The 22,164-nt window shown below is 33.1% G+C and carries 19 protein-coding genes and 2 pseudogenes; 6 read left to right on the forward strand and 15 right to left on the reverse strand.

Annotated features, from left to right (window positions below; translation table 11 throughout):
* Nucleotides 1-7: 7 nt before the first annotated feature.
* From ACPWTF_RS20130 to ACPWTF_RS20145, 4 genes are all read right to left on the reverse strand, one after another.
* Complete coding sequence (locus ACPWTF_RS20130) at nt 8-457, reverse strand: response regulator (RefSeq protein WP_095929844.1); 450 nt, start codon at nt 455-457, stop codon at nt 8-10.
* Between the two features lie 21 nt (nt 458-478).
* Entirely contained in the window at nt 479-1,030 is a 552-nt protein-coding gene (locus ACPWTF_RS20135) for a helix-turn-helix domain-containing protein (RefSeq protein ID WP_379798091.1), read from the reverse strand.
* A gap of 159 nt (nt 1,031-1,189) precedes the next feature.
* Nucleotides 1,190-1,375, reverse strand: coding sequence for a CsbD family protein (locus tag ACPWTF_RS20140; RefSeq protein WP_095929846.1), 186 nt, complete (start codon nt 1,373-1,375; stop codon nt 1,190-1,192).
* A 92-nt stretch (nt 1,376-1,467) separates the two neighbouring features.
* Nucleotides 1,468-1,959 carry a Dps family protein gene (locus ACPWTF_RS20145; protein WP_427872684.1) on the reverse strand — a complete coding sequence of 164 codons (492 nt, stop codon included), beginning with the start codon at nt 1,957-1,959 and terminating at the stop codon, nt 1,468-1,470.
* 152 nt (nt 1,960-2,111) lie between these two features.
* Here ACPWTF_RS20145 and ACPWTF_RS20150 point away from each other — a divergent pair, with 152 nt between their 5' ends.
* The 4 genes from ACPWTF_RS20150 (at nt 2,112) to ACPWTF_RS20165 (ending at nt 6,401) form a co-directional block, all read left to right on the forward strand.
* Entirely contained in the window at nt 2,112-3,899 is a 1,788-nt protein-coding gene (locus tag ACPWTF_RS20150; protein ID WP_427872685.1) for a DUF5723 family protein, read from the forward strand.
* 16 nt (nt 3,900-3,915) lie between these two features.
* Nucleotides 3,916-4,296 (forward strand): OmpA family protein, encoded by a 381-nt coding sequence (locus tag ACPWTF_RS20155; protein WP_427872686.1) that lies wholly within the window; start codon nt 3,916-3,918, stop codon nt 4,294-4,296.
* Between the two features lie 112 nt (nt 4,297-4,408).
* Nucleotides 4,409-5,236 carry an orotidine-5'-phosphate decarboxylase gene (pyrF, locus tag ACPWTF_RS20160; protein ID WP_427872687.1) on the forward strand — a complete coding sequence of 276 codons (828 nt, stop codon included), beginning with the start codon at nt 4,409-4,411 and terminating at the stop codon, nt 5,234-5,236.
* A gap of 364 nt (nt 5,237-5,600) precedes the next feature.
* Entirely contained in the window at nt 5,601-6,401 is an 801-nt protein-coding gene (locus tag ACPWTF_RS20165) for an ABC transporter substrate-binding protein (RefSeq protein ID WP_427872688.1), read from the forward strand.
* Here ACPWTF_RS20165 and ACPWTF_RS20170 read toward each other — a convergent pair.
* From ACPWTF_RS20170 to ACPWTF_RS20180, 3 genes and pseudogenes are all read right to left on the reverse strand, one after another.
* A pseudogene (locus ACPWTF_RS20170) lies at nt 6,398-7,317 on the reverse strand (helix-turn-helix domain-containing protein). The gene ACPWTF_RS20165 and the pseudogene ACPWTF_RS20170 overlap by 4 nt on opposite strands.
* Before the next feature lie 69 nt (nt 7,318-7,386).
* Nucleotides 7,387-8,184, reverse strand: coding sequence for an aldo/keto reductase (locus ACPWTF_RS20175; protein ID WP_427872689.1), 798 nt, complete (start codon nt 8,182-8,184; stop codon nt 7,387-7,389).
* 4 nt (nt 8,185-8,188) lie between these two features.
* Nucleotides 8,189-8,398, reverse strand: coding sequence for an aldo/keto reductase (locus ACPWTF_RS20180; protein WP_427872690.1), 210 nt, complete (start codon nt 8,396-8,398; stop codon nt 8,189-8,191).
* A gap of 1,101 nt (nt 8,399-9,499) precedes the next feature.
* Between ACPWTF_RS20180 and ACPWTF_RS20185 the strand changes: the two are divergent.
* A pseudogene (locus ACPWTF_RS20185) lies at nt 9,500-10,992 on the forward strand (catalase).
* Nucleotides 10,993-11,141: 149 nt separating this feature from the next.
* Here the strand turns inward: ACPWTF_RS20185 and purU are convergent.
* From purU to ACPWTF_RS20225, 8 genes are all read right to left on the reverse strand, one after another.
* On the reverse strand, nt 11,142-11,996 hold the full coding sequence (gene purU, locus ACPWTF_RS20190) for a formyltetrahydrofolate deformylase (protein ID WP_427872691.1): 855 nt from the start codon (nt 11,994-11,996) through the stop codon (nt 11,142-11,144).
* A gap of 84 nt (nt 11,997-12,080) precedes the next feature.
* Nucleotides 12,081-12,800, reverse strand: a complete 720-nt coding sequence (locus ACPWTF_RS20195; RefSeq protein ID WP_250835316.1) for a DUF4197 domain-containing protein — start codon at nt 12,798-12,800, stop codon at nt 12,081-12,083.
* A gap of 119 nt (nt 12,801-12,919) precedes the next feature.
* Nucleotides 12,920-13,483, reverse strand: a complete 564-nt coding sequence (locus tag ACPWTF_RS20200; RefSeq protein WP_427872692.1) for a hypothetical protein — start codon at nt 13,481-13,483, stop codon at nt 12,920-12,922.
* 30 nt (nt 13,484-13,513) lie between these two features.
* Entirely contained in the window at nt 13,514-13,936 is a 423-nt protein-coding gene (locus tag ACPWTF_RS20205) for a cytochrome c oxidase assembly factor Coa1 family protein (RefSeq protein ID WP_427872693.1), read from the reverse strand.
* Between the two features lie 136 nt (nt 13,937-14,072).
* Complete coding sequence (locus ACPWTF_RS20210) at nt 14,073-14,948, reverse strand: hypothetical protein (RefSeq protein ID WP_427872694.1); 876 nt, start codon at nt 14,946-14,948, stop codon at nt 14,073-14,075.
* 154 nt (nt 14,949-15,102) lie between these two features.
* Nucleotides 15,103-15,972: a hypothetical protein gene (locus tag ACPWTF_RS20215; RefSeq protein WP_427872695.1), complete on the reverse strand. Its 870-nt coding sequence runs from the start codon at nt 15,970-15,972 to the stop codon at nt 15,103-15,105.
* Nucleotides 15,973-16,221: 249 nt separating this feature from the next.
* Nucleotides 16,222-16,563 carry a hypothetical protein gene (locus ACPWTF_RS20220; protein ID WP_427872696.1) on the reverse strand — a complete coding sequence of 114 codons (342 nt, stop codon included), beginning with the start codon at nt 16,561-16,563 and terminating at the stop codon, nt 16,222-16,224.
* Nucleotides 16,564-16,744: 181 nt separating this feature from the next.
* Entirely contained in the window at nt 16,745-18,307 is a 1,563-nt protein-coding gene (locus ACPWTF_RS20225; RefSeq protein WP_427872697.1) for a L,D-transpeptidase family protein, read from the reverse strand.
* Between the two features lie 296 nt (nt 18,308-18,603).
* On the opposite strand from ACPWTF_RS20225, the gene ACPWTF_RS20230 reads away from it, so the two are divergent.
* Nucleotides 18,604-22,044: a methylmalonyl-CoA mutase family protein gene (locus tag ACPWTF_RS20230; RefSeq protein ID WP_427872698.1), complete on the forward strand. Its 3,441-nt coding sequence runs from the start codon at nt 18,604-18,606 to the stop codon at nt 22,042-22,044.
* Nucleotides 22,045-22,164 lie beyond the last annotated feature (120 nt).

Genomic DNA, 22,164 nt, shown 5'->3' on the forward strand with positions numbered 1-22,164 from the left:
AATGCTTTTATTTTAGTCGCAGCAAGAAATTATCACGGTTTAAACCAGAAGTATGATAATGCCAGTTTACGGTCACGACTTCATTAATTATTTTTTTCAGCGTATTGAAATCGCTTGGCTTTTTGATGTAAATATTGGCGCCTTGAATAAAGGTATCTTCAATATCTTCTTCAGATGAAGAAGTAGAATAAATCGCAATGATTATATCTTTTAAATGGTCCGTTTTTTTGATTTCAATCAAACATTCTTTACCTGTTTTCTTAGGCATGTTTAAATCTAGAAACAAAATATCAGGAAGTTTATTGTCTTTATTCATTAAATGATCCATAAGCTGCATCCCGTCATGAACAAAATTTACATTCGTTTGTATCTTTATTTCTTCAAATGCATCTTTAAAGAAAAGACGGTCATCTTCATCATCATCGGCCAATAAAATGTGTAATGCGTTTTTTTGCATTTTAATATGGTATTTGGGTTTTTATTTTAAATTTTCTCTTCGTTTCTTAATAATTCTCTGAAAAGCAGACGGAGTAATTCCGGTTGTATTTTTAAACTGTGTACTCAAATGTGCAACACTCGAATAATTTAGTAAAAAAGCTATTTCGGTCAAACTCATTTCGTTGATAATAATCAACTGTTTTGCTCTTTCAATTTTCTGTAAAATAATAAAGTTTTCAATAGAAGAATATGTAACTTCTGAGAAAACATTAGATAAATAACCGTAACTGTGGTTTAATTTTTCTGCCAAAAATACAGAACTTTTATAATTATTGCTGTCATCCATAAAAACAAGTTCAATAATTGCATCTTTTATTTTTTGGACTAAGACACTTTTTTGATTTTCAACTACTTCAAAACCACACGGAGCCAATTTAGTTTTTAAATTATCCAATGCTTCAGCATCAAGATTGTCTTCAATCTCAATTTCACCAAAACCCAGAGTTGTAAAATTTATGTTGTTTTGTTCCAGATTTTGTTTTAAATAAAGAGAGCAAATAGTATTGATGTCGAACTTTATAAATAGTTTCATTTTATAGAAATTTGGTTAAAGATACTTATTTTTTTTGGTGTTTTTGCTTTTAAATGGTATAGAATTACACGGAAATGTGATTTTAAAATAAATTTTTCAAAAAAATACCGTCTAATATTTTCTTACTAGACGGTATTTCCCTGATTGAGTTGCAAGGATTTACAATTCTGACAGGATCTGATGAAATTCTTCTTTTGTTTTTCCCAGTTTTTGCTGAAGTCTTCCGTACATTTCGTCTTCTTTTCCTTCAGCGAACATCAAATCATCATCTGTTAGAGTTGCAAACTTTTGTTTCAGTTTACCTTTCAGCTCATTCCAGTTTCCTTTTATTTCAGTAGTATTCATAATTTCTATTTTTTAATTTTTATTGTATTGTAAAATTGCAAATTGCAAGTCGGCTTTGTGTTACATTTATTTTTCTGACTTTTGCATAATTTTCATTTTTCTTTCTTTTTTACTCCTGATATCTTCTCAGAATCCACGCCATTTTTTCGTGTTGCTTGCAACAATCCTGTTACAAAATCGGCAGAACCTATATCATTAGTTTCATTCTCAAAAACCGGAATATAGTCTCTAAATTCGGTGACCAGCTGTTCGTGGTTTTCTAAAAGTTCAGATAACATATTTTTTTGAGAAGCATATTCTTTTGGAGATTCCTTTAGAGTAGAATTGTCGATAAACTCTTTCATTGTCCCGATTGTTTTTTCGCCCAACTGATTAATGCGTTCTGCAACTTCATCAATATTTGCTTCCAAAATTCTATATTGTTCTTCAAACAATTTATGCAGTTCCATGAAGCTATTTCCTGAAATGTTCCAATGAAATTTTCTGGTTTTTACATATAATGTCATCTCATTTGATAAAATTGTTGCTAAAATAGAAGCGCTCTTCTTTAAGTTTTTGGGTGTAATTCCAATATTTGGGCTCATAATTATCTGTATATTAGGTTATTCTCAAAGATACTTTTACAACCTCATTTTTTCTTATATAATTTATCAGAGAAATTACATGAATTCAATGTTTTTTTAACCTTTATAGGCTTTAATTGTTGTAGTTTTGCGCCCATCTAAAACTAAATTTAATGAGAAAACATTTACCTATTTTATTTTTTTTAATTATTTCTTTTACAGCAAAATCACAATCCTATTTAGGCTATTTTCATGACAACTATGCGGGAGTTCAAAGTGTTTTGTTCAATCCAGCTTCTATTGTAGATTCACGTTTTAAAACAGACATTAATTTGTTTTCAATTAGTGGCGCTGTAGAAAATGACTTATATGGCGTTAAATTATTTGATGTTTACAAAGACGGATACGATTTTGAAAGCCAGTCAAAAGTTTCTGCAAAAAATGCCAACAACGGATTGGCAAATTTTGATATCATCGGCGCCTCTTTTATGTTTAATATCGCGCCAAAACATTCTTTGGCTGTTTTTACAAGAGCAAGATCTGTTTCTAATATCAGAAAAATTAACGGCTATCTTATCGATCAGGTAAAAGACGGATTAGATCAGTCTGATAGCTTCAATTATAATTTAGGAAGTCCAAATGCTGCCTCTCATTCTTGGGGCGAACTTGGAATTTCTTATGCTGCAGTTTTATTTCAAAAAGACCAGCACTTTTTAAAAGGAGGTTTAACGGCTAAATATCTTCAAGGTGGTGTAAATGCTTATGTTCACGGAAAAAATGTGAATGTTGCTTATATTGAAAACTCAGCAGATCCAAAAGAAGGTTCTTTAATTTCAAATGGTGAAGTTACGGTTGGAGGAAGTCAAGATTGGGAAGCAAATGACGATTATGAATTTGATTCAAAATCACGCGGATTTGGTTTCGATTTTGGATTGGTTTACGAATGGAGACCTGATTATGATCAATATGATATTAAAAAAGCAAAACCAGCAGATAATAATTTTAGAGATTTAAATAAATATAAATTGCGTTTCGGTTTATCGGTAACAGATATCGGATCGATCAATTATAAAAACTCAAAAGTGGACACTTATAATGTAAACGGAGTAGTGACGCAACAAATGATTGATGACGCAGAAGATTTGTATGATTTTTTAAATGAACATTATACCAAAACTTCAACTTCAAAAGGAGTAAAAACAAATTTGCCAACTGCTATTCGAGCAGATGCAGATTGGAATATGTACAATAAATTCTATTTGAATCTTAACGGAGATATTAATCTGGTTTCTGGCAGTAAATTGAATGGTTACGGAATTGCTGACCGAGTTACATTAACGCCTCGTTACGAAAGCAGATGGTTTAGTTTTTATTTGCCAATGACATATATGGAATATAGCGGTATGCAGGCTGGAGCAGGTTTGCGTGCAGGAGTATTCTTCATTGGTTCTGGTTCTATTTTGAGTAATTTAGCTTCTAGCAACTCTAAAGGAGCTGATTTTCACTTAGGAATGAAGATTCCGGTTTACGAAAAACAATTTAAAGATACAGACGGAGACGGTGTAATTGATAAAGAAGATGCTTGTAGAAAAGTTGCTGGCCCAGCCGAAAATGGTGGTTGCCCGTGGCCAGATACAGATAAAGATGGTGTTTTTGATAAAGATGATGCTTGTATTGATGTGGCTGAACCAAAAGAAAATAAAGGTTGTCCTTGGAAAGATAGTGACGGAGATACTTTATTGGACAATGTAGATGCATGTCCTACAATTGCTGGTCCTGTAGAAAATAAAGGATGTCCATGGCCAGATACTGATGGAGATGGTGTTTTAGATAAAGATGATGCTTGCCCGAACGAAGCAGGTGCAGCAGAAAATAAAGGCTGTCCAGAATTAGACGCAGATAAGGATGGCGTTTTGGATAAAGATGATGCTTGTCCGACAGTTGTAGGCTCCAGCAGATAATAAAGGTTGTCCAAAAGTGACTAAAGAAACTTTAGCGCAGCTAAAAGTAGAAGCAAGATCTATTTTCTTTACAACTGGAAAAGCAACTTTAAACGATGCTAAAAAAGGAGAAACTTCTGGAAGATTAGATGCGATAAAAGAAATCTTAAGAAATTATCCAAATGCAAAATTTACTATTAACGGACATACAGATAATGTTGGAAATGCAAAAGCAAATCAAAAATTATCTGAAGCTAGAGCAAAAGTAGTAATGGATCTTTTAATCGAAAAAGGTGTAAATCCAGAGAATTTAACTTCTAAAGGTTACGGTTCGACAAAACCTGTAAAATCAAATAAAACAGCTGCAGGAAGAGCAGAAAACAGAAGAACAGAAATTGTTTATTTAGGCAATTTGTAAACGCTTCTGAATATAAAAGTAAAAAGCCATTCTTAATTGAGTGGCTTTTTTTATTTTTGCATACTTTTTAAAAAGAATTAATTCTTTGAAATAGAAGAACTAAAAATACAATATGACAACACAACAACTACACGAACAAATTCTTCAAAAAAAATCATTTTTATGCGTTGGTTTAGATCCTGATTTGACTAAAATTCCGCAGCATTTATTAGAAACCGAAGATCCTATTTTCGAATTTAATAAAGCGATAATCGATGCAACGCACGATCTGACAGTTGGATACAAACCAAACACCGCTTTTTTTGAAGCATACGGAATAAAAGGATGGATGTCTTTGCAGAAAACAATCAATTATATCAACGAAAATTATCCTGATATTTTTACAATTGCAGATGCAAAACGTGGAGACATAGGAAACACTTCTAGCATGTATGCGAAAGCTTTTTTTGAAGATCTGAATTTTGATAGTGTAACTGTTGCCCCGTATATGGGAAAAGATTCTGTAGAGCCTTTTCTGGCATTCGAAAATAAACATACTATTATGTTGGCTTTAACTTCTAATGAAGGTGCTTTCGATTTTCAGACTTTAAATACTAATGGAAAAGAATTGTACAAACAAGTTCTAGAAACTTCTAAAACTTGGAAAAACAGCGAAAACCTAATGTATGTTGTCGGTGCAACAAAAGCAGAATATTTTACTGAAATCAGAAAAATTGTTCCTGATAGTTTCCTACTAGTTCCAGGAATTGGCGCTCAAGGTGGAAGCTTATCTGAAGTATGCAAATATGGAATGAATAATAAAGTTGGTCTTTTAGTAAACTCTGCAAGAGCTATTATCTACGCTTCAAAAGGAACCGATTTTGCTGAAAAGGCTAGAGAAGAAGCTTTGAAAGTACAGCAAGAAATGGCTGAGATTATTGGTTTAAAGTTTCAGGTTTAAAGTTTCAAGTTAACTTTGAGCATAATTTTTTAACGCAAAGTTCGCTGAGTTTTTTCGCAAAGTGCACAAAGAAATTATATACAGTGTTTTAAAAGTTTCTTAAGTTCTCAAAGTAGGGTGTAAGCTTTACTTTTTGTTAAAGTTAACTTTGAGTATAATTTTAACGCAAAGTGCGCTAAGGTTTTTCGCAAAGTATACAAAGAAATTATATACAGTTTTTTTAAGTTCTCAAAGAGGAAATTTATTTTAAGCTTTGAGAACTTAAAAAAACTTAAACTCAACGTTTAAGCATAAACCTCTGCGAACTTTGCGAAAAAACTTCGCGAGCTTTGCGTTAAATTCCACACTCCAACAAACCTCAAACATGAAACAAATAAAAGACCAGCTTGGCAAAGTTCATACTTTTGAAACTGCTCCAAAGCGTATCATTTCGCTAGTTCCATCGCAAACTGAATTATTATATGATTTAGGTTTAGAAGAGAAAATCATCGGAATAACGAAATTTTGTGTTCATCCGTTTCATTTTAAATCGACTAAAAAGATTGTTGGTGGTACCAAGAAAATTCACTTCGAAAAAATAAAACTTTTAGAGCCAGATATTATTATCTGCAATAAAGAAGAAAACACACTGGAGATTGTAGAGCAGTTAAGTACAATTTGTCCAGTTTGGGTTACCAATATTGTTACTGTCGAAGATAATTTCCAGATGATTTCAGATTTTGGGCAGTTGTTCAATTGCAGAACCGAAGCGCAGAAATGGAACGACAAATTGGCTTTCGCTTTAAGCGATTTTAAAAATTATATTCAGGATATAAAAGAAAAAAAAGCGGCCTATTTTATTTGGAAAAATCCATACATGGTTGCAGGAAAAGATACGTATATCAATGAGTTGCTAAAACTAAATCATTTTAAAAACATCTACGAAGACAAAGGCCGTTATCCTGAAATCGAATTAAAGAAAATGCGCTTAGAAGGCGATCCCGATATTGTTTTTCTTTCGTCAGAACCGTACCCTTTTAAGGAAGAAGATGCTTTCGAAATAGGAAGATTTACACATCACGCCAAAACCATTTTCGTTGACGGCGAAATGTTTTCTTGGCACGGAAGCCGATTGTTAAAAGCTTTCCCTTATTTTAAATTGCTACACGAAAGATTAAAAAATTAGTTAAATGAATTTCTAAACTCTAAAGGTGAAACTGTAGTTTTACTTTTGAAAAGCTTATTAAAAGATTGAGGATATTCGAAACCTAATTTATAAGCAGTTTCACTTACACTCAAGGTAGTTGTGGTAAGAAGTTCTTTGGCTTTTTCAATAATTTTATTGTGAATATGATGCTGTGTGCTTTGTCCTGTCAACGAACGTAACATATCACTTAAATAATTTGGCGTAACATTTAGTTGTTCCGAAATGTAAGCGACAGTTGGTAATCCTAATTTTTCAACTTTGTCACTTTCAAAATATTCAGAAAGAAGAATTTCCAGCTTAGTTAAAAGCGTATTGTTTGCATTTTTTCGGGTAATAAACTGTCGGTTATAAAAACGATTGCAATAATTAAGAAGCAGTTCAATATGCGAAACCATTACATCTTGGCTGAAAGCATCAATAGAAGACAGATATTCTTGTTCGATATTCTGCATAATTCCAGTAATCATTGTTTCTTCTTTTTCTGAAAGATGCAAAGCTTCATTAACAGCATAAGAGAAATATCCGTACTCTTTTATTTTTTTTGACAAAGCATAATTCTGAATAAAATCAGGATGAATGACTAACATCGAGCCATATACAGAAGAATCCATTGGAACTTCTGTCGAAATAATTTGTCCTGGCCCATAAATGTCATGACACCTTCATCAAAATCATAATAGTTTTGGCCATATCTCATTTTTCCCTTAAATCCTCTTTTAATTGAAATCGTGTAGAAATTATAAATGACACTCTTTAGATTATTATCAAAATGACAACTTATATCTTTCAGATTTACAAAACTTACCAAAGGATGATCTGGTTTTGGAATTCGTAATAATTGATGTAATTCTGAAATAGAGGTAATGTTATACGGGATATGATCTTCTTTCTTCATGGCTTTAGGTTTAATACAGGAAAAGCTGTCATAAAGATAACTTTTCCTGTAGATTTTTTTTCTGATTTCTTATAGATTCACAGATTTCATTCCAGATTCATCATAACGATTTCCGGTAATTGTTCCTAAAGGAATAATGTTTTCTAATCTGTTCAATTCCTCAGTAGTCAGGATAAGCTGAGCAGCCTCGATATTTTGCTCCACATATTTTACTCGTTTTGTACCCGGAATGGCTAAAAAACCTTTAGATGCAATCCATGCCAAAGCCAATTGCGAAGCAGTAATTTTTCTTTCGTCGGCGATAAGTTTTATTTCATTTAAAAGTTCAATGTTTTTATAAAATTGTTCTCCTTGAAAACGAGGAATTGTTCGTCTAAAATCATTTTCGGCTAAGTCTTGCGGATGTTGTATTTCTCCCGAAATAAAGCCTCTTCCTAGAGGTGAATAAGCTACTACACCAATTTGAAGTTCTTCTAATGTTTTTATAATTCCGTCTTCTTCAATGCTTCTTTCAAAAAGGGAATATTCACTTTGAACTGCGGTCAGGGGGTGAATGTTATGCGCTTTTCTAATAGTTTCAGAAGAAACTTCAGAAAGACCAATATAACCAACCTTTCCTTCTTTTACCAAATCAGACATTGCCAGAATTGTTTCCTCTATTGGAGTATTAGGATCAACACGGTGCAGGTAATATAAATCGATATAATCTGTTCCAAGATTTTTTAGAGAACGTTCTACGGCTTTTTTCACATATTCTTTTTTGCCATTAAACTGCCAGGTAAGTTCTTCGTTGTCATTAATCTCAAAACCAAATTTTGTAGCAATGATGTAAGCGTCACGATTACCTTTTATAGCTTTTGAAATCAATCTTTCATTTTTCAACGTGACCATATAAATCGGCCGTATCTAAAAAATTACCGCCTAATTCAAGTGAGCGATGTATTGTTTGTATAGATTCAGTTTCGTCTGCTTTACCATAAATATCATTTCCTGCAATCTGACTCATTCCCATGCAGCCTAAACCAATATTAGGAACAACAAGTCCCTGATTTCCTAAATTAACTTTTTTGATAGTACTCATAATTACTGTTTTAATTTTAAATCAAAATTGATTTAGCAAAGATCCATCAGTATTGCTTTTATAAAGTATCTAAATCTCGTGTAGTTGTATCCAAAATGAGTCAATGTTTAAAAGATTGTGTTTTTTACCGCAAAGCACACAAAGAATTACGCAAAGTTCGCAAAGTTTTTAAGGCAAAGCTTTGCGAACTTTGCGTTTTATACTAAACCTCTTGAGTAAAAAAGCTTTGCGCTCTTTGCGTTAAAATATGCTCAAAGTAAAGTAACCTGAAACAAAAGAAAACCTGAAACCTGAAACTAAACTTATATAAAAAAAGAATGCCGACATCTAGAAGACGCCGGCATTATTTAACTAACCAAAACCAAAATAATAAATAACCAGTTTATTACATTACAAATGTCCGACATATATCAATCTTATGCTGTTAAGATCTTGTTATTACTTTGTTGGATATAAGTTAATGTTCATATTGTTGATAGTTTAACCGCAAAGCGCGCAAAGAATTACGCAAAGTTCGCAAAGTTTTTTTATAGAAAGCTTTGCGAACTTTGCGTTTTATACAAAACCTCTTGAGTAAAAACCTTTGCGTTCTTTGCGTTAAAATTATGTTCAAAATAGATAAGTTAATGTTTTTTTACCGCAAAGAGCGCAAAGAATTACGCAAAGTTCGCAAAGTTTTTTAAGGCAAAGCTTTGCGAACTTTGCATTTTACAAAAAAACTCTAAAGCAAAAAAACTTTGCGCTCTTTGCGGTAAAATTATGTTCAAAGTAAACAACTTGAAACCTTAAACCTGAAACTAAAATTTATATAAAAAAAGAATGCCGGCATCTCGAAGACGCCGGCATCATTTAACTAACCAAAACCAAAATAATAAATAACCAGTTTATTACATTACAAATGTCCGACATATATCAATCTTATGCTGTTAAGGTTTTGTTATTACTTTGTTGACCATACGTTAAGATTTGTCAAACCGCTGTTTTGAGCTTTCTGCACTGTTAAATAAAATTTGATTATTAAAATATAATAACAATCAATTTTGCTTATTAATATGGTAAAGATAAGTTTGTATATTTGATAAAATATTAAAAATCAGCAATATGGAATCAAACAAAAAATTAACAACTGCAACAGGAACACCCGTTCCAGACAATCAAAACATTCAAACAGCTGGCCTCGCGGCACCGTTTTATTACAAGATTTTTGGTTCTTAGAAAAAATGGCTCATTTTGATCGAGAAGTGATTCCCGAAAGAAGAATGCATGCCAAAGGATCTGGGGCTTACGGAACTTTTACTGTTACGCACGATATTACTAAGTACTCAAAAGCAGACTTGTTTTCTGAAATTGGTAAAAAGACAGAAATGTTTGTGCGGTTTTCAACTGTTGCAGGAGAAAGAGGCGCTGCTGACGCCGAAAGAGACATTCGTGGTTTTGCCATGAAATTTTACACCAACGAAGGAAATTGGGATTTGGTAGGAAATAATACGCCAGTTTTCTTTTTTCGTGATCCAATGAAATTTCCTGACTTGAACCATGCTGTAAAACGTGATCCAAAAACCAATTTAAGAAGTGCTGATAACAATTGGGATTTTTGGACTTTATTGCCAGAGGCTCTCCACCAAGTTACGATTGTAATGAGTGACCGTGGAATTCCGAGATCGTATAGAGAAATGCATGGTTTTGGAAGCCATACTTTTAGTTTCATCAATGCACAAAACGAAAGACATTGGGTAAAATTCCATTTGGTTTCACAACAGGGAATCGAAAATCTCTCTGATGAAGAAGCTGCTAAATTGGTGGGTGGAGACAGAGAAAGCCACCAAAGGGATTTGTTTAATGCAATTGAAGAAGGTAATTTCCCGAAATGGAAAATGTTTGTTCAGATTATGTCAGAAGAACAGGCGAGAACGTATCGTTTTCATCCATTCGATTTGACTAAAGTTTGGTTAAAAGGAGATTTTCCGTTAATTCCAGTTGGAGAATTTGAATTGAATAAAAATCCAGAAAATTATTTTGCAGAAGTAGAACAGGCAGCATTTAATCCAGCTCACGTAGTTCCTGGAATTGGTTTTTCTCCAGACAAAATGCTTCAAGGACGTTTATTCTCTTACGGAGATGCGCACCGTTACCGTTTAGGAGTAAACAATTACCAGATTCCGGTAAACGCTTCTAGATGTCCGTATAACAGTTTCCACAGAGACGGAGCAATGCGTGTTGATGGAAATTATGGCGGAAGAAAACACTACGAGCCAAATAGTTTTGGCGAATGGCAGGATCAGCCAGAAGTAAAAGAACCGCCATTGGCAATTTATGGTGATGCTTATGCACATAATTTTAGAGAAGACGATAACGATTATTTTACTCAGCCAGGACTTTTATTCAACTTGCTGACAGAAGAGAAAAAACAGCTTTTGTTTAAAAATACAGCAGGTCAAGTAGGAGGAGCGCAGAAATTTATTCAAGTCCGTCATATTAGAAATTGTTACCAAGCCGATCCAGCTTATGGTGCGGGTGTAGCAAACGCTTTAGGAATGACAATGGATGAGGTAAATGCTTTTGATGATCCTAGATTGGCGATTAAAGCTAGGTAAGTTTCTGAGTTACTAAGATGCTAAGTCTCTAAGTTGCCAACTTTTGAGCTTAATATAAAAGAAAACCCGACAGGTAAAAAACCTGTCGGGTTTGTTATTTCACACAAAGATTATAAACTTAGAACCTTAGTAGCTTAGCATCTTAGAATCTAAGAAAAAACCACCGTCTTATTGCTATAAACCATTGTTTTTCTTTCTGCATGCAGTTTAATTGCTCTAGCTAAAACGATGCGTTCCAAATCACGTCCTTTCATGATAAAATCTTCTACAGAGTGAATATGAGAAACCCTTGCAATATCTTGTTCAATGATCGGACCTTCGTCTAATTCTTCTGTTACGTAATGACTTGTTGCACCAATAATTTTTACACCGCGTTTAAAAGCCGAATGATACGGTTTCGCACCTGGAAAAGCAGGTAAAAAGGAGTGGTGAATATTGATGATTTTATTTTCGTAAAGCGAAATCAATTTTGGAGTCACGATCTGCATGTAACGCGCCAAAACGATAAAATTGATTTGATATCTTTTCAAAAGTTCTATTTGTCTTGCTTCTCCTTCTTCTTTGTTATCCTTTGTGAACGGAACATAGTGAAAAGGAATATCAAAACGCTCTGCAATTGAACGTAAATCGTTATGATTGCTAATAATCATAGGGATTTCGACACCTAATTCATCGGCGCTATAACGACCCAAAATGTCAAACAAGCAATGATCGTATCTAGAAACAAATAAAGCCATTTTAGGTTTTTGCTCCTGATTGTACAAATCCCAAGACATGTCAAATTTGACAGCAAGAGTTTTATTAAAGTCTTCTTTAAAACTTTCAACTGTGATAGTCGAATTTTCGAATTCACATTCCAGACGCATAAAAAACACATTTTGTTCTACGTCTACATGCTGGTCGATATAAGTAATATTTCCTCCAACCTTAGCAATAAAAGTAGTAACTGAAGCAATAATATTCTTCTGATCTTTACAATGAATGAGTATGGTAATTTTTTGCATTTTGGTCTTTTTTTTTGGTTAGTGACAAAGTTGTAAATTTAGCTTTGTACTTTGTAACTCTGTCTCTTTGTATCTTTATGAAAACTATTTTCCATCTTGCAGAGCAAAAACCTTTTGTAATAAAGGTGTTGTTCTGGCAGAAATATTGTTTCTAATTTCTTTTTCTTCTACAGCAATCATTTTAAAAACGCCAGTAAGAGCTTGATTGGTTGTGTAATCAGTCAAATCTGGATTTACTTTTTTTACTAATGGAATTGTGTTGTATTTGTTTATAATTTTTGTCCAGACAGCATCTGCACCCACTTTTTCGAAAGAGCTCTTAATTACAGGATTAAATTTGGCATATAATGAAGTTGTTGTACTTCCTTGTAAATAATTTGTTGCTGCGTTGTCACTTCCTAGAAGAATGTTTTTAGCATCTGTAAAACTCATATTTTTTACTGCTGTAACAAAAATTGGAGTAGCTTCTTTTACGGCATCTTCTGCAGCGCGGTTCAGCATTTTGATTCCTTCATCTGCAAGAGAGCTTAAACCTACTTTACGCAGGGTTGCATCTACTTTTTGTAATTCTTCTGGCATTAAAATTTTTACAGCTTCATTTTTATAAAAACCATCTACTGCGGTTAATTTACTCACTTGTTGCGTAATTCCTTTATTTAGCGCTTCTTTTAAACCTGAAGCAATATCAACAGTTCCTGAACTTGGAAGCTGAGATGCGATTTGAGGCAGTTGATTTAGGGTCTGTTGTACTTGTGCACAAGAAGTAAGCGAAAACGTAACGGCTAATAGTAAAATCTTTTTCATTTGGGGTTTTTGTTTAAGTTTCAAAAATACTACTTATTCAAAAACAACGCCACAATTTTATTTAAAGCAAAGTAACATTTTGTTGCAAACTTAACATAAGCGAAATTAGGGTCTCAAAATTACGGCCAAGACATTCGAATATTAAATTCCCAATAAGTTTTACTCGAAATGTAAGTAGGTTTAGGCTGTTCTATTGGTGCATTATTGGCATTAAAGTAACGAACACGAATAATTTTTTCGCTAGAGTCATCTTTCATGCTAATGTTTCCTTCGGCATCATCAATGAGTTTTTTCTTTTTTAGATACAAATCTGGTTTTTCAATTGTATATTCTATGATGGCTTCACCGTTCAGTTTTAAAAGACACCCAATTAAATTTCCATTTTTGTCAAACGATTCAATTCTTTTTAGAAAATTGTTTTCATAATAGTATATTTCAAAAGCGATACTGCAAGATCCTTGTTGAAGTTCATTATTATGCAATCGGAAACGAAGTATTTGGTTTTTAGCATTTGTAAATTCTATATAACCATTTCCTTGAGCGTCAACATTCTTGTTTAATATTCTCGCAGGTTTTGAAAATTGTTTGATTTTATTGGCGTAAACTTGGTAATTTTTGGCAGATTGTGCAAAAGAAGAGATACAAACTAAAAAGACTATGAATAGACTAAAAAAAGATTTCATTTTATAAATTTTAATTACTCAAATCTATTTTTATTTCTCCAATAAATCTATTTTCTCATCTGTATTTTTAATATAAACCGACATTTCAGAATATTTCCACGTACCTCTTTTTTCGCCTACGATAAATAAAGTTCCTTTGCCTTTTGGGCCTTTCAACGGAACCTGTACATCGCAAGTTCGAACCTCATTATGTGAAGTTACAGTTCCAGAAACCATTCCGTCTGTTTCAACAGGAGAACCGAGTTTTTCCACTACGAGTTTATTATTCTCTACCGCTATCATAGATTCTTTATAAGCTTCAGAATCTTTAAGAACCGAAGTTACTTCATAGAAAATTCCTCCAATAAATAAAGCCGCTAATACTAAAAGCGTTAAACATCCGCTGGGAATAAACCATTTCCAGTTTCTGTTTAGCCAGCTCTGTCTTTGTACTAACTCGTTTGAATCTTCCATAAATTTAGTTTTAGGTGAAATTGATAAAGCTAAAATAAGAATAAATTTAATTGATTTTCAGAGTTTTATATTAAATAAAAAATCACCTTATAAATTTTACAAGGTGATTTTTTTTATATTACTATTATTTAAAAACTTATCTGTTACTAAAAGCAATTTCTTCTAAAGCTTTAGGATTACTAATTGCTTTGCTGACATCTTGTTTTTTCATATCGTCATTATCTCCAGTTCCAGTGCATAAAGTAAGTTCTTTTGGCATTATCGGTTTCTTATCGAATATTGTTGCAAAAAGCAATGCTCCTTGCAAATAACCGCCATCATTTAAAAGATGTAATGTGTTTTCTCCATAACGAAGGTTATCTTTGTTGGCTACTAAATATTTATAACCATTTTTGCCATTATATGCATCATTGACTGCATCGCCAACTCTTAGCAAACCTGAGTTTTTTGTAGTTTCCACAACAGCAATTGCATTTTTACGAATTTCGTCGAAATAATCTTTATATTCTGAATCGGTAATAGGTAGTGGAGACATTCCTTCATAGATATAAAATGCTGCATCAGGGCTGTTTTTGCGTATTTTATCTGCAATCATTTTTACATTCGCCTGATATTTATCTAGTTCAGCCAAAGCTACGGGAGTAGATTCCTGAATAACTACATAATCATAATAGTTACCATCTTTGTCTGCTTTTGCAAAATTTTGTTCTGCCTCTGTTTTATGATCGTCATAAATTTTATCAATAGAAACACCCATAGTAACCAATTGATCAACATTCATTGGCTGGTTGTTAGCTTTACAAATTTCACCAAACAATACAGGAGCGCTTACAAAAAATTCGGTATGGCTGTTTCCGATGAACAATATTCTTGGGCTTCCTTCTGCTTTTGGAGCTTTAGGATGAGCTGTAGTTTCTGTACTTGCAGTTGAATTTTCAGTAGAAGTTGATTTGTTGTTACAAGCAGAAAATAGAACTGCTGCAATACCAAAAAGTAAAAAGTGTTTTTTCATGGGAATTAATTGAAAATAGATTATAAAATTTCGGCAAATCTCTTTTTTATCAACAACAATTAGAGTCTTGATAAGTTTTAAAAGTGTTAGTTTAGGACATTAATTTGTGCATTTAGAATTTGATGTGAAATCCAATAAACAGATTCCAGATAATTTATCTATTACTAAAAGCAATTTCCTCCAGAGCCTTAGGATTGGTCACTGCTTTTGCTACTTCTTGCTTTCTCATATTGTCATTATCGCCAGTTCCCGTACTTAAAAGAAGTTTTTTAGGGATAATAGGTATTTTATCAAATATTGTAGAATATATTAAAACAGCTTGTAAAAAACCTCCATCGTTTATAAAATGAAGGGTGTTTTTGCCATCACGAAGATTGTCTTTATTACCTGTTAGATACTTATAACCGCTTTTTCCTTCATATGCATCTTTAACAGCATCACCCACTCTTAATACGCCTGCATTTTTAATAAAAGCGGCAGCTAGAATGGTATTTTTACGTAATTCTGTATAATAATTATTGTATTCTGAGTTTGCATAAGATAAAGGAGACATATTTTGATAAACATAAATTGCGGCATCTGGGCTGTTTTTATGTATTTTTTCTGCAAATAATTTCAAATTGTCTCTATACTTAGAAAGATTTGTTAATGCTATTGGTGTCGATTCCTGAATTATGACATAATCATAATAGTTTCCATCTTTATCTATATTGGAAAAATTTTGTTCGGCCTCTGTTTTATTAGTGAAATAAACTTTATTGAGCGGAACACCTATTGTTATCAGCTGCTGCACATTTATATTTTGATTATTGGCATTGCATAATTCCTGAAATAGAGTGGGGCTGCTTACAAAATATTCGATATGACTATTTCCAATAAATAATATACGTGGAGGGCCTACGGCTTTTGGTGGTTTTGGTTTGCTGATAACGTTGGAAGTAATTGAGCTTTCTGATTTGAAATTATTACATGAAAAAAGTAGAATTGAAACAATAAGACTAGAAATTAAAATGTATTTTTTCATTGTTGATTTTCTATTAAAAAAAGAATTTGCAAATCTCTCTTTAACATATAATCAAACTAGTCTCAAAAGGTTTTAAAAATAATAGAATAGGACAAAAAAAAATCACCTTACAAAAATATAAGATGATTTTAAATTTGTACTTATAAGTATTAGAATCATTTTGCTTTCAGGATGTAGGTTTTTCCTTTACTCTAATACTTTTTTATTTTCAAATTGTACAATTAAAAATTTATGGGACAAAAAAGGTGTTTAAACGTACTGTAAACAATATAAATTGGGGTTATTGATTGGGTTAATCTGCTTTAAATTGGCTAAAATATGTTGCGTGCAATCTTTACCGCCAAATGTCAAGTAGAATAAAGATTTTGAAATGTAAGATGGTCTTAACAGAACTGCGCGCCAGCCAAGCGTTATATTTTTAAAAAAATGTTTTAATGCGTATTTAATTGTTTTTTCGTCAGGACGAATAAAATAAATAGTATAGCCTCTAAGTTTTGTCATCAGGTTTGGAAACATTACAAATCTTCCGCCTTGTTGTATCAATAAATTTATTTCAAACAATGATAAACCTTCAATATTTTCTGTTTTCATGATCTATTGTTTTTTAATTTAATGCTAGTGGTAGTATTACGATGCAAAGTTGCGACAGAAATAAAAATATAAAAGGCCTTAAAAGTTTTAAAACTAATAACTTAAGACATTTTTGAATAAAAAAAATCGGAAACTCAACTGAATGAATTCCCGATTATTTTTTTATATATGTCGTTTTGCATTAATTTACACTAAGAGACAATTGATTATTCAATTCTGCATCTTTTTCATAAACATCTTGAAAGAAACCAATTTCTCCGTTTTCATTCACCAATGAAGTAAAATAGGTAATGAAAATTGGTACTTTTTTAGACAGTTTAAAACTGTTTTCTGCTTTACCATCCATTGCTTTGTCAATTTTTGCCTGATTCCATTCGGGATAATCTTTCAGCATAGCAACAGCCAATTCTTTTGCCATTTTTACATTAATACATCCGTGGCTAAAAGTTCTTTTTTCAAAATCGAATAAAGTTTTAGATGGGGTATCGTGCATATAAATATCATCTGAATTTGGGAACATAAATTTTACCAATCCTAAAGAATTGTCTGGACCTGGTTTTTGTCGTACTTGACCATTAACCATTTCCATATTTTTTTCTGCAAGATAATTTGGGTCTGCAGCAATTTTAGATTTCAACTCATTTTGCACAATACTTTGAGGAACTGTCCAATAAGGGCTAAAAACGATTCGGTCAATTTCTCCATTAAAAATGGTTGTTTTGGTAAGAGGAGCTCCAACAAAAACACTCGATTTCAATACTACTTTTCCGTTTTTAACATAAAACAATTCATAAGAAGGAACATTTACCAAAACATACTCATCGCTGGCAGCAATTTGAGCCGAAATCTCACGGCATCTTTCCATGTTAAGTTTTAAAGTAGCCACTTTATTTTCAAGCGGAATATTCATTTCGTTAATATGCTCTTCTGCTAGAATATAATTGGGCTTAAATCCGTTACGAACTTTGTATTTCATAACAGCATCCATCAATTCACGATCATAAACATCGCTTTTAGAATCTGTTTTTAAATCTCCTAATAAATACAAACGCGTTCTAACTTGCGAGATAGTGCTTGAAACCGCATCAGGGCGCAACTCTTTATAAGGAGACTCTGCCGGAACAATAGGTTTGTATTTACTAGATTTTTCTAATCTTTTGTATTTTTTTAGAGCATCTTGCAATTTGTAATATTGGTCAAATTCTACTTTTTCATTACTTGCAACTGCTGTCGTTTCTGCCTCTTCTAATGTACTGTAGTTTAAGAAATCTTTTAGCATAGTATCATAAGCTAGTTTTTTCTTGTCGGCATTACTTTTTTTAGCATACACTATATATAATGAGCTCAAAAGCATATCTGCATCAGTTTGAGAAAGTGTGCTTTTATCTGATGAAGTGCTAAACAATTGGTCTATTTCTTTTTGGTAAGGAATAATCAAATCATTTGTTTTTTTTGCTTTTTCATACAAAGCAGAGCCAAATTCGTTGATTTCGTTTTCATCAAACCAGATAAATCCAAGAGTTCTGGTTTTGTATAATGACATGACATCAGATTTATATTTTTTCAAATCTGAATATCTTTTAAAGAAATCGTTCGAAATTTCGTTTACATCATTTTGATTATGGTAAACGGTTAAATGATTTGAAGCTTTTTTATATTTAAAACTGTTGTTTTCAATTTTGTTAAAAGAAAATACAAAAAAACTCAAACTTAAAATTACGGTGAATGAATAAAATGTTTTCATTTTTTTTTAATTTTTACGTTATTACTTTTCTACGTAAGTCATTGGTAAAAATTTGGGGCTTTTCTACAATGCTAAATTACTATGGGAGTACTCAAAACGTGTTTCCTGATTTTGTTTAAATGTTGCGAAATTGCCATGTCTTTAAGCTTTCTTTAACTTATATCCATTAGTGTCAAGAATTACTACCTTTATATTGAAGAAAAAATATTTTCTTTTTTATTAACATAATGTTATTTGAACGATCAAATATTAAAATAATTTGTACATTGGTCGCTTAAAATTATCATATTCATAAAATGGAACAACAAATACCATATATTCCTAAAAATAAAGTAAGAATTGTTACCGCTGCTTCACTTTTTGACGGGCATGATGCCGCCATCAATATTATGCGCCGTATTATTCAGTCAACTGGAGTTGAAGTAATTCATCTTGGTCATGACAGAAGCGTCGAAGAAGTGGTAAATACCGCCATTCAAGAAGATGCCAACGCCATTGCAATGACTTCGTATCAAGGCGGACACAACGAATACTTTAAATATATGTATGATTTGCTTCGCGAAAAAGGAGCCGGGCATATTAAAATCTTCGGAGGTGGAGGTGGAGTAATCCTTCCAAGTGAAATATCAGAATTGCATGAATATGGTATCACTAGAATTTATTCTCCAGACGATGGACGTTCGTTAGGACTTCAAGGAATGATTAATGATTTGGTACAGCGTGCTGATTTTCCTATCGGAGATAAATTGAACGGGGAAATTGATCATATCGAGAATAAAGTTCCTACGGCAATTGCACGTTTGATTTCTGCTGCAGAAAATTTCCCAGAAATTGCAAAACCTGTTTTTGATAAAATTCACCAAAATAATGAAACTTCTAAAATTCCAGTTTTAGGAATTACAGGAACGGGTGGTGCAGGAAAATCTTCTTTGGTAGATGAATTGGTTCGCCGATTTTTAATTGATTTCCCAGAAAAGACAATCGGATTGATTTCTGTAGATCCTTCTAAGAGAAAAACCGGAGGAGCACTTTTAGGAGACAGAATCCGTATGAATGCAATTAATAATCCTCGTGTATATATGCGTTCGTTGGCGACACGTCAGTCGAATTTGGCTTTGTCTAAATATGTAGCTGAAGCGATTCAGGTTTTAAAAGCGGCAAAATACGATTTGATTATTTTAGAAACTTCAGGAATCGGTCAGTCTGATACCGAAATTATGGATCATTCCGATGTATCCTTATATGTAATGACACCAGAGTTTGGAGCTGCAACGCAATTGGAAAAAATCGACATGCTTGATTTTGCCGATTTAGTAGCTTTAAATAAATTCGATAAACGTGGAGCGCTTGATGCGTTACGCGATGTAAAAAAACAATATCAAAGAAACCATAATCTTTGGGATAAAAATCCTGATGAAATGCCAGTCTTCGGAACAATTGCTTCGCAGTTTAACGATCCGGGAATGAACACGCTTTATAAAGCGATTATGGATAAAGTGGTTGAAAAAACGGCTTCAGATTTGAAATCGACTTTTACAATCACAAAAGAAATGAGCGAGAAAATCTTTGTGATTCCGCCACACAGAACACGTTATTTATCTGAAATTGCAGAAAATAACCGCAGTTATGATGAAACAGCACTTTCGCAACAAAAAGTAGCGCAGAAATTATACGGAATCTTCAAAACCATCGAATCGGTTTCTGGAAAAGTTCCTCAAATCAATAAAGCTGGAATTGACGATTCTACAGTTTTGCCAAGCGGAATTGCTGAACACGACGAAAACAGAATCTTTTTAAATCTTTTACTCAATCAGTTCGATAAAGTAAAAATGGATTTAGATCCGTACAATTGGGAAATTATCCTGAATTGGGATGAAAAAGTAGCTAAATATAAAAATCCAGTTTACTCGTTTAAAGTTCGCGATAAAGAAATCAAGATTGCAACGCATTCTGAAAGTTTATCACATTTGCAGATTCCGAAAATTGCTTTGCCTAAATACGAAGGTTGGGGCGATATCTTGCGTTGGAATTTACAGGAAAATGTTCCTGGAGAATTTCCGTTTGCTTCGGGATTATATCCGTTTAAACGTGAAGGCGAAGATCCGTCAAGAATGTTTGCGGGCGAGGGCGAGCCAGAAAGAACCAATAAACGTTTTCATTATGTAAGCGCGGGAATGCCTGCAAAACGTCTTTCGACAGCTTTTGACAGTGTAACTTTATACGGAAATGATCCAGATTTGCGTCCGGATATTTACGGGAAAATCGGAAATGCTGGAGTTTCAATCTGCTGTTTAGATGATGCCAAAAAACTATATTCAGGTTTCGATTTGGTTCATGCATTGACTTCGGTAAGTATGACGATTAATCGGCCTGCGCCAATGTTGTTAGGTTTCTTTATGAATGCGGCAATCGATCAGCAATGTGAGATTTACATCAAAGCAAATGATTTAGAAAAAGAAGTTGAGGCAAAAATCAACAAATTATATAAAGACAAAGGAATCGAAAGACCGAAATACCAAGGCGAACTTCCTGCTGGAAACAACGGTTTAGGATTAATGCTTTTGGGTGTTACGGGAGATCAGGTTTTGCCTTTGGAAGTTTATAACGAAATAAAAGTAAAAACGTTAGCTCAAGTTCGTGGAACGGTTCAGGCCGATATTTTAAAAGAAGATCAGGCGCAGAATACGTGTATTTTCTCAACCGAATTTGCTTTGCGTTTAATGGGTGACGTTCAGGAATATTTTATTACTAAAAACGTTCGTAATTTCTATTCGGTTTCGATCTCAGGATATCATATTGCTGAGGCGGGAGCAAACCCAATTACGCAATTGGCTTTTACGCTTTCTAATGGTTTCACTTACGTGGAATATTATTTGAGCCGCGGAATGAACATCAACGATTTTGGACCAAATTTATCGTTCTTTTTCTCAAACGGAGTTGATCCAGAATATTCAGTAATTGGTCGTGTGGCGCGTAAAATTTGGGCAAAAGCCATGAAAAACAAATACGGAGCCAACGAAAGAGCGCAAATGCTGAAATATCATATTCAGACTTCTGGACGTTCGTTACACGCGCAGGAAATTGATTTCAACGATATTAGAACAACTTTACAGGCTTTGTATGCGATTTATGATAACTGTAATTCGCTTCACACCAATGCTTACGACGAAGCAATTACAACGCCAACAGAAGAATCTGTGCGTCGTGCTATGGCGATTCAGCTGATTATCAATAAAGAATTAGGTTTAGCGAAAAACGAAAACCCAATTCAAGGTTCGTTCATCATCGAAGAATTAACCGATTTAGTTGAAGCTGCAGTTCTTCAAGAATTCGACAGAATTACAGAAAGAGGTGGAGTTCTTGGCGCAATGGAAACAATGTACCAAAGATCTAAAATTCAGGAAGAAAGTTTGTATTACGAAACTTTAAAACACAATGGAGATTTCCCAATTGTGGGTGTAAATACGTTCCTGAGTTCAAAAGGTTCGCCAACAGTAATTCCGGCTGAGGTTATTCGTGCAACCGAAGAAGAAAAACAATACCAGATTACAATGTTGGATAACTTGCATAGTTTCCACGAAGCAAAAGTAAACGAGCATTTAAATACGTTACAGCAAGCCGCTATTAAAAACGAAAACTTATTCGACCATTTAATGGAAGCTACAAAAGTTTGTTCTTTAGGTCAGATTACTTCGGCGTTGTTTGAAGTTGGTGGGCAGTATAGAAGGAATATGTAAAACATAAAAAAAACAGTTCATTTTGAACTGTTTTTTTTTGGGGATTACAAAACTTACTTAAATTGTATTCATGGATTAAAAGCATTTACATTCCATTATTTTAGTATTTTCGTTAAATAA

The sequence above is a fragment of the Flavobacterium sp. MMS24-S5 genome (assembly GCF_050320125.1).
GTDB classification, from domain to species: Bacteria; Bacteroidota; Bacteroidia; order Flavobacteriales; family Flavobacteriaceae; genus Flavobacterium; species Flavobacterium tyrosinilyticum.

Coding starts and splice junctions, on each gene's coding strand:
- ACPWTF_RS20225 (WP_427872697.1), bottom strand. CDS start 18,307: ATGAAAACATTTTATTCATTCACCGTAATTTTAAGTTTGAGTTTTTTT.
- purU (WP_427872691.1), bottom strand. CDS start 11,996: ATGCAAAAAATTACCATACTCATTCATTGTAAAGATCAGAAGAATATT.
- ACPWTF_RS20210 (WP_427872694.1), bottom strand. CDS start 14,948: ATGAAAAAACACTTTTTACTTTTTGGTATTGCAGCAGTTCTATTTTCT.
- ACPWTF_RS20195 (WP_250835316.1), bottom strand. CDS start 12,800: ATGAAAAAGATTTTACTATTAGCCGTTACGTTTTCGCTTACTTCTTGT.
- pyrF (WP_427872687.1), top strand. CDS start 4,409: ATGACAACACAACAACTACACGAACAAATTCTTCAAAAAAAATCATTT.
- ACPWTF_RS20200 (WP_427872692.1), bottom strand. CDS start 13,483: ATGAAATCTTTTTTTAGTCTATTCATAGTCTTTTTAGTTTGTATCTCT.
- ACPWTF_RS20130 (WP_095929844.1), bottom strand. CDS start 457: ATGCAAAAAAACGCATTACACATTTTATTGGCCGATGATGATGAAGAT.
- ACPWTF_RS20150 (WP_427872685.1), top strand. CDS start 2,112: ATGAGAAAACATTTACCTATTTTATTTTTTTTAATTATTTCTTTTACA.
- ACPWTF_RS20205 (WP_427872693.1), bottom strand. CDS start 13,936: ATGGAAGATTCAAACGAGTTAGTACAAAGACAGAGCTGGCTAAACAGA.
- ACPWTF_RS20140 (WP_095929846.1), bottom strand. CDS start 1,375: ATGAATACTACTGAAATAAAAGGAAACTGGAATGAGCTGAAAGGTAAA.
- ACPWTF_RS20230 (WP_427872698.1), top strand. CDS start 18,604: ATGGAACAACAAATACCATATATTCCTAAAAATAAAGTAAGAATTGTT.
- ACPWTF_RS20135 (WP_379798091.1), bottom strand. CDS start 1,030: ATGAAACTATTTATAAAGTTCGACATCAATACTATTTGCTCTCTTTAT.
- ACPWTF_RS20215 (WP_427872695.1), bottom strand. CDS start 15,972: ATGAAAAAATACATTTTAATTTCTAGTCTTATTGTTTCAATTCTACTT.
- ACPWTF_RS20165 (WP_427872688.1), top strand. CDS start 5,601: ATGAAACAAATAAAAGACCAGCTTGGCAAAGTTCATACTTTTGAAACT.
- ACPWTF_RS20180 (WP_427872690.1), bottom strand. CDS start 8,398: ATGAGTACTATCAAAAAAGTTAATTTAGGAAATCAGGGACTTGTTGTT.
- ACPWTF_RS20145 (WP_427872684.1), bottom strand. CDS start 1,959: ATGAGCCCAAATATTGGAATTACACCCAAAAACTTAAAGAAGAGCGCT.
- ACPWTF_RS20220 (WP_427872696.1), bottom strand. CDS start 16,563: ATGAAAACAGAAAATATTGAAGGTTTATCATTGTTTGAAATAAATTTA.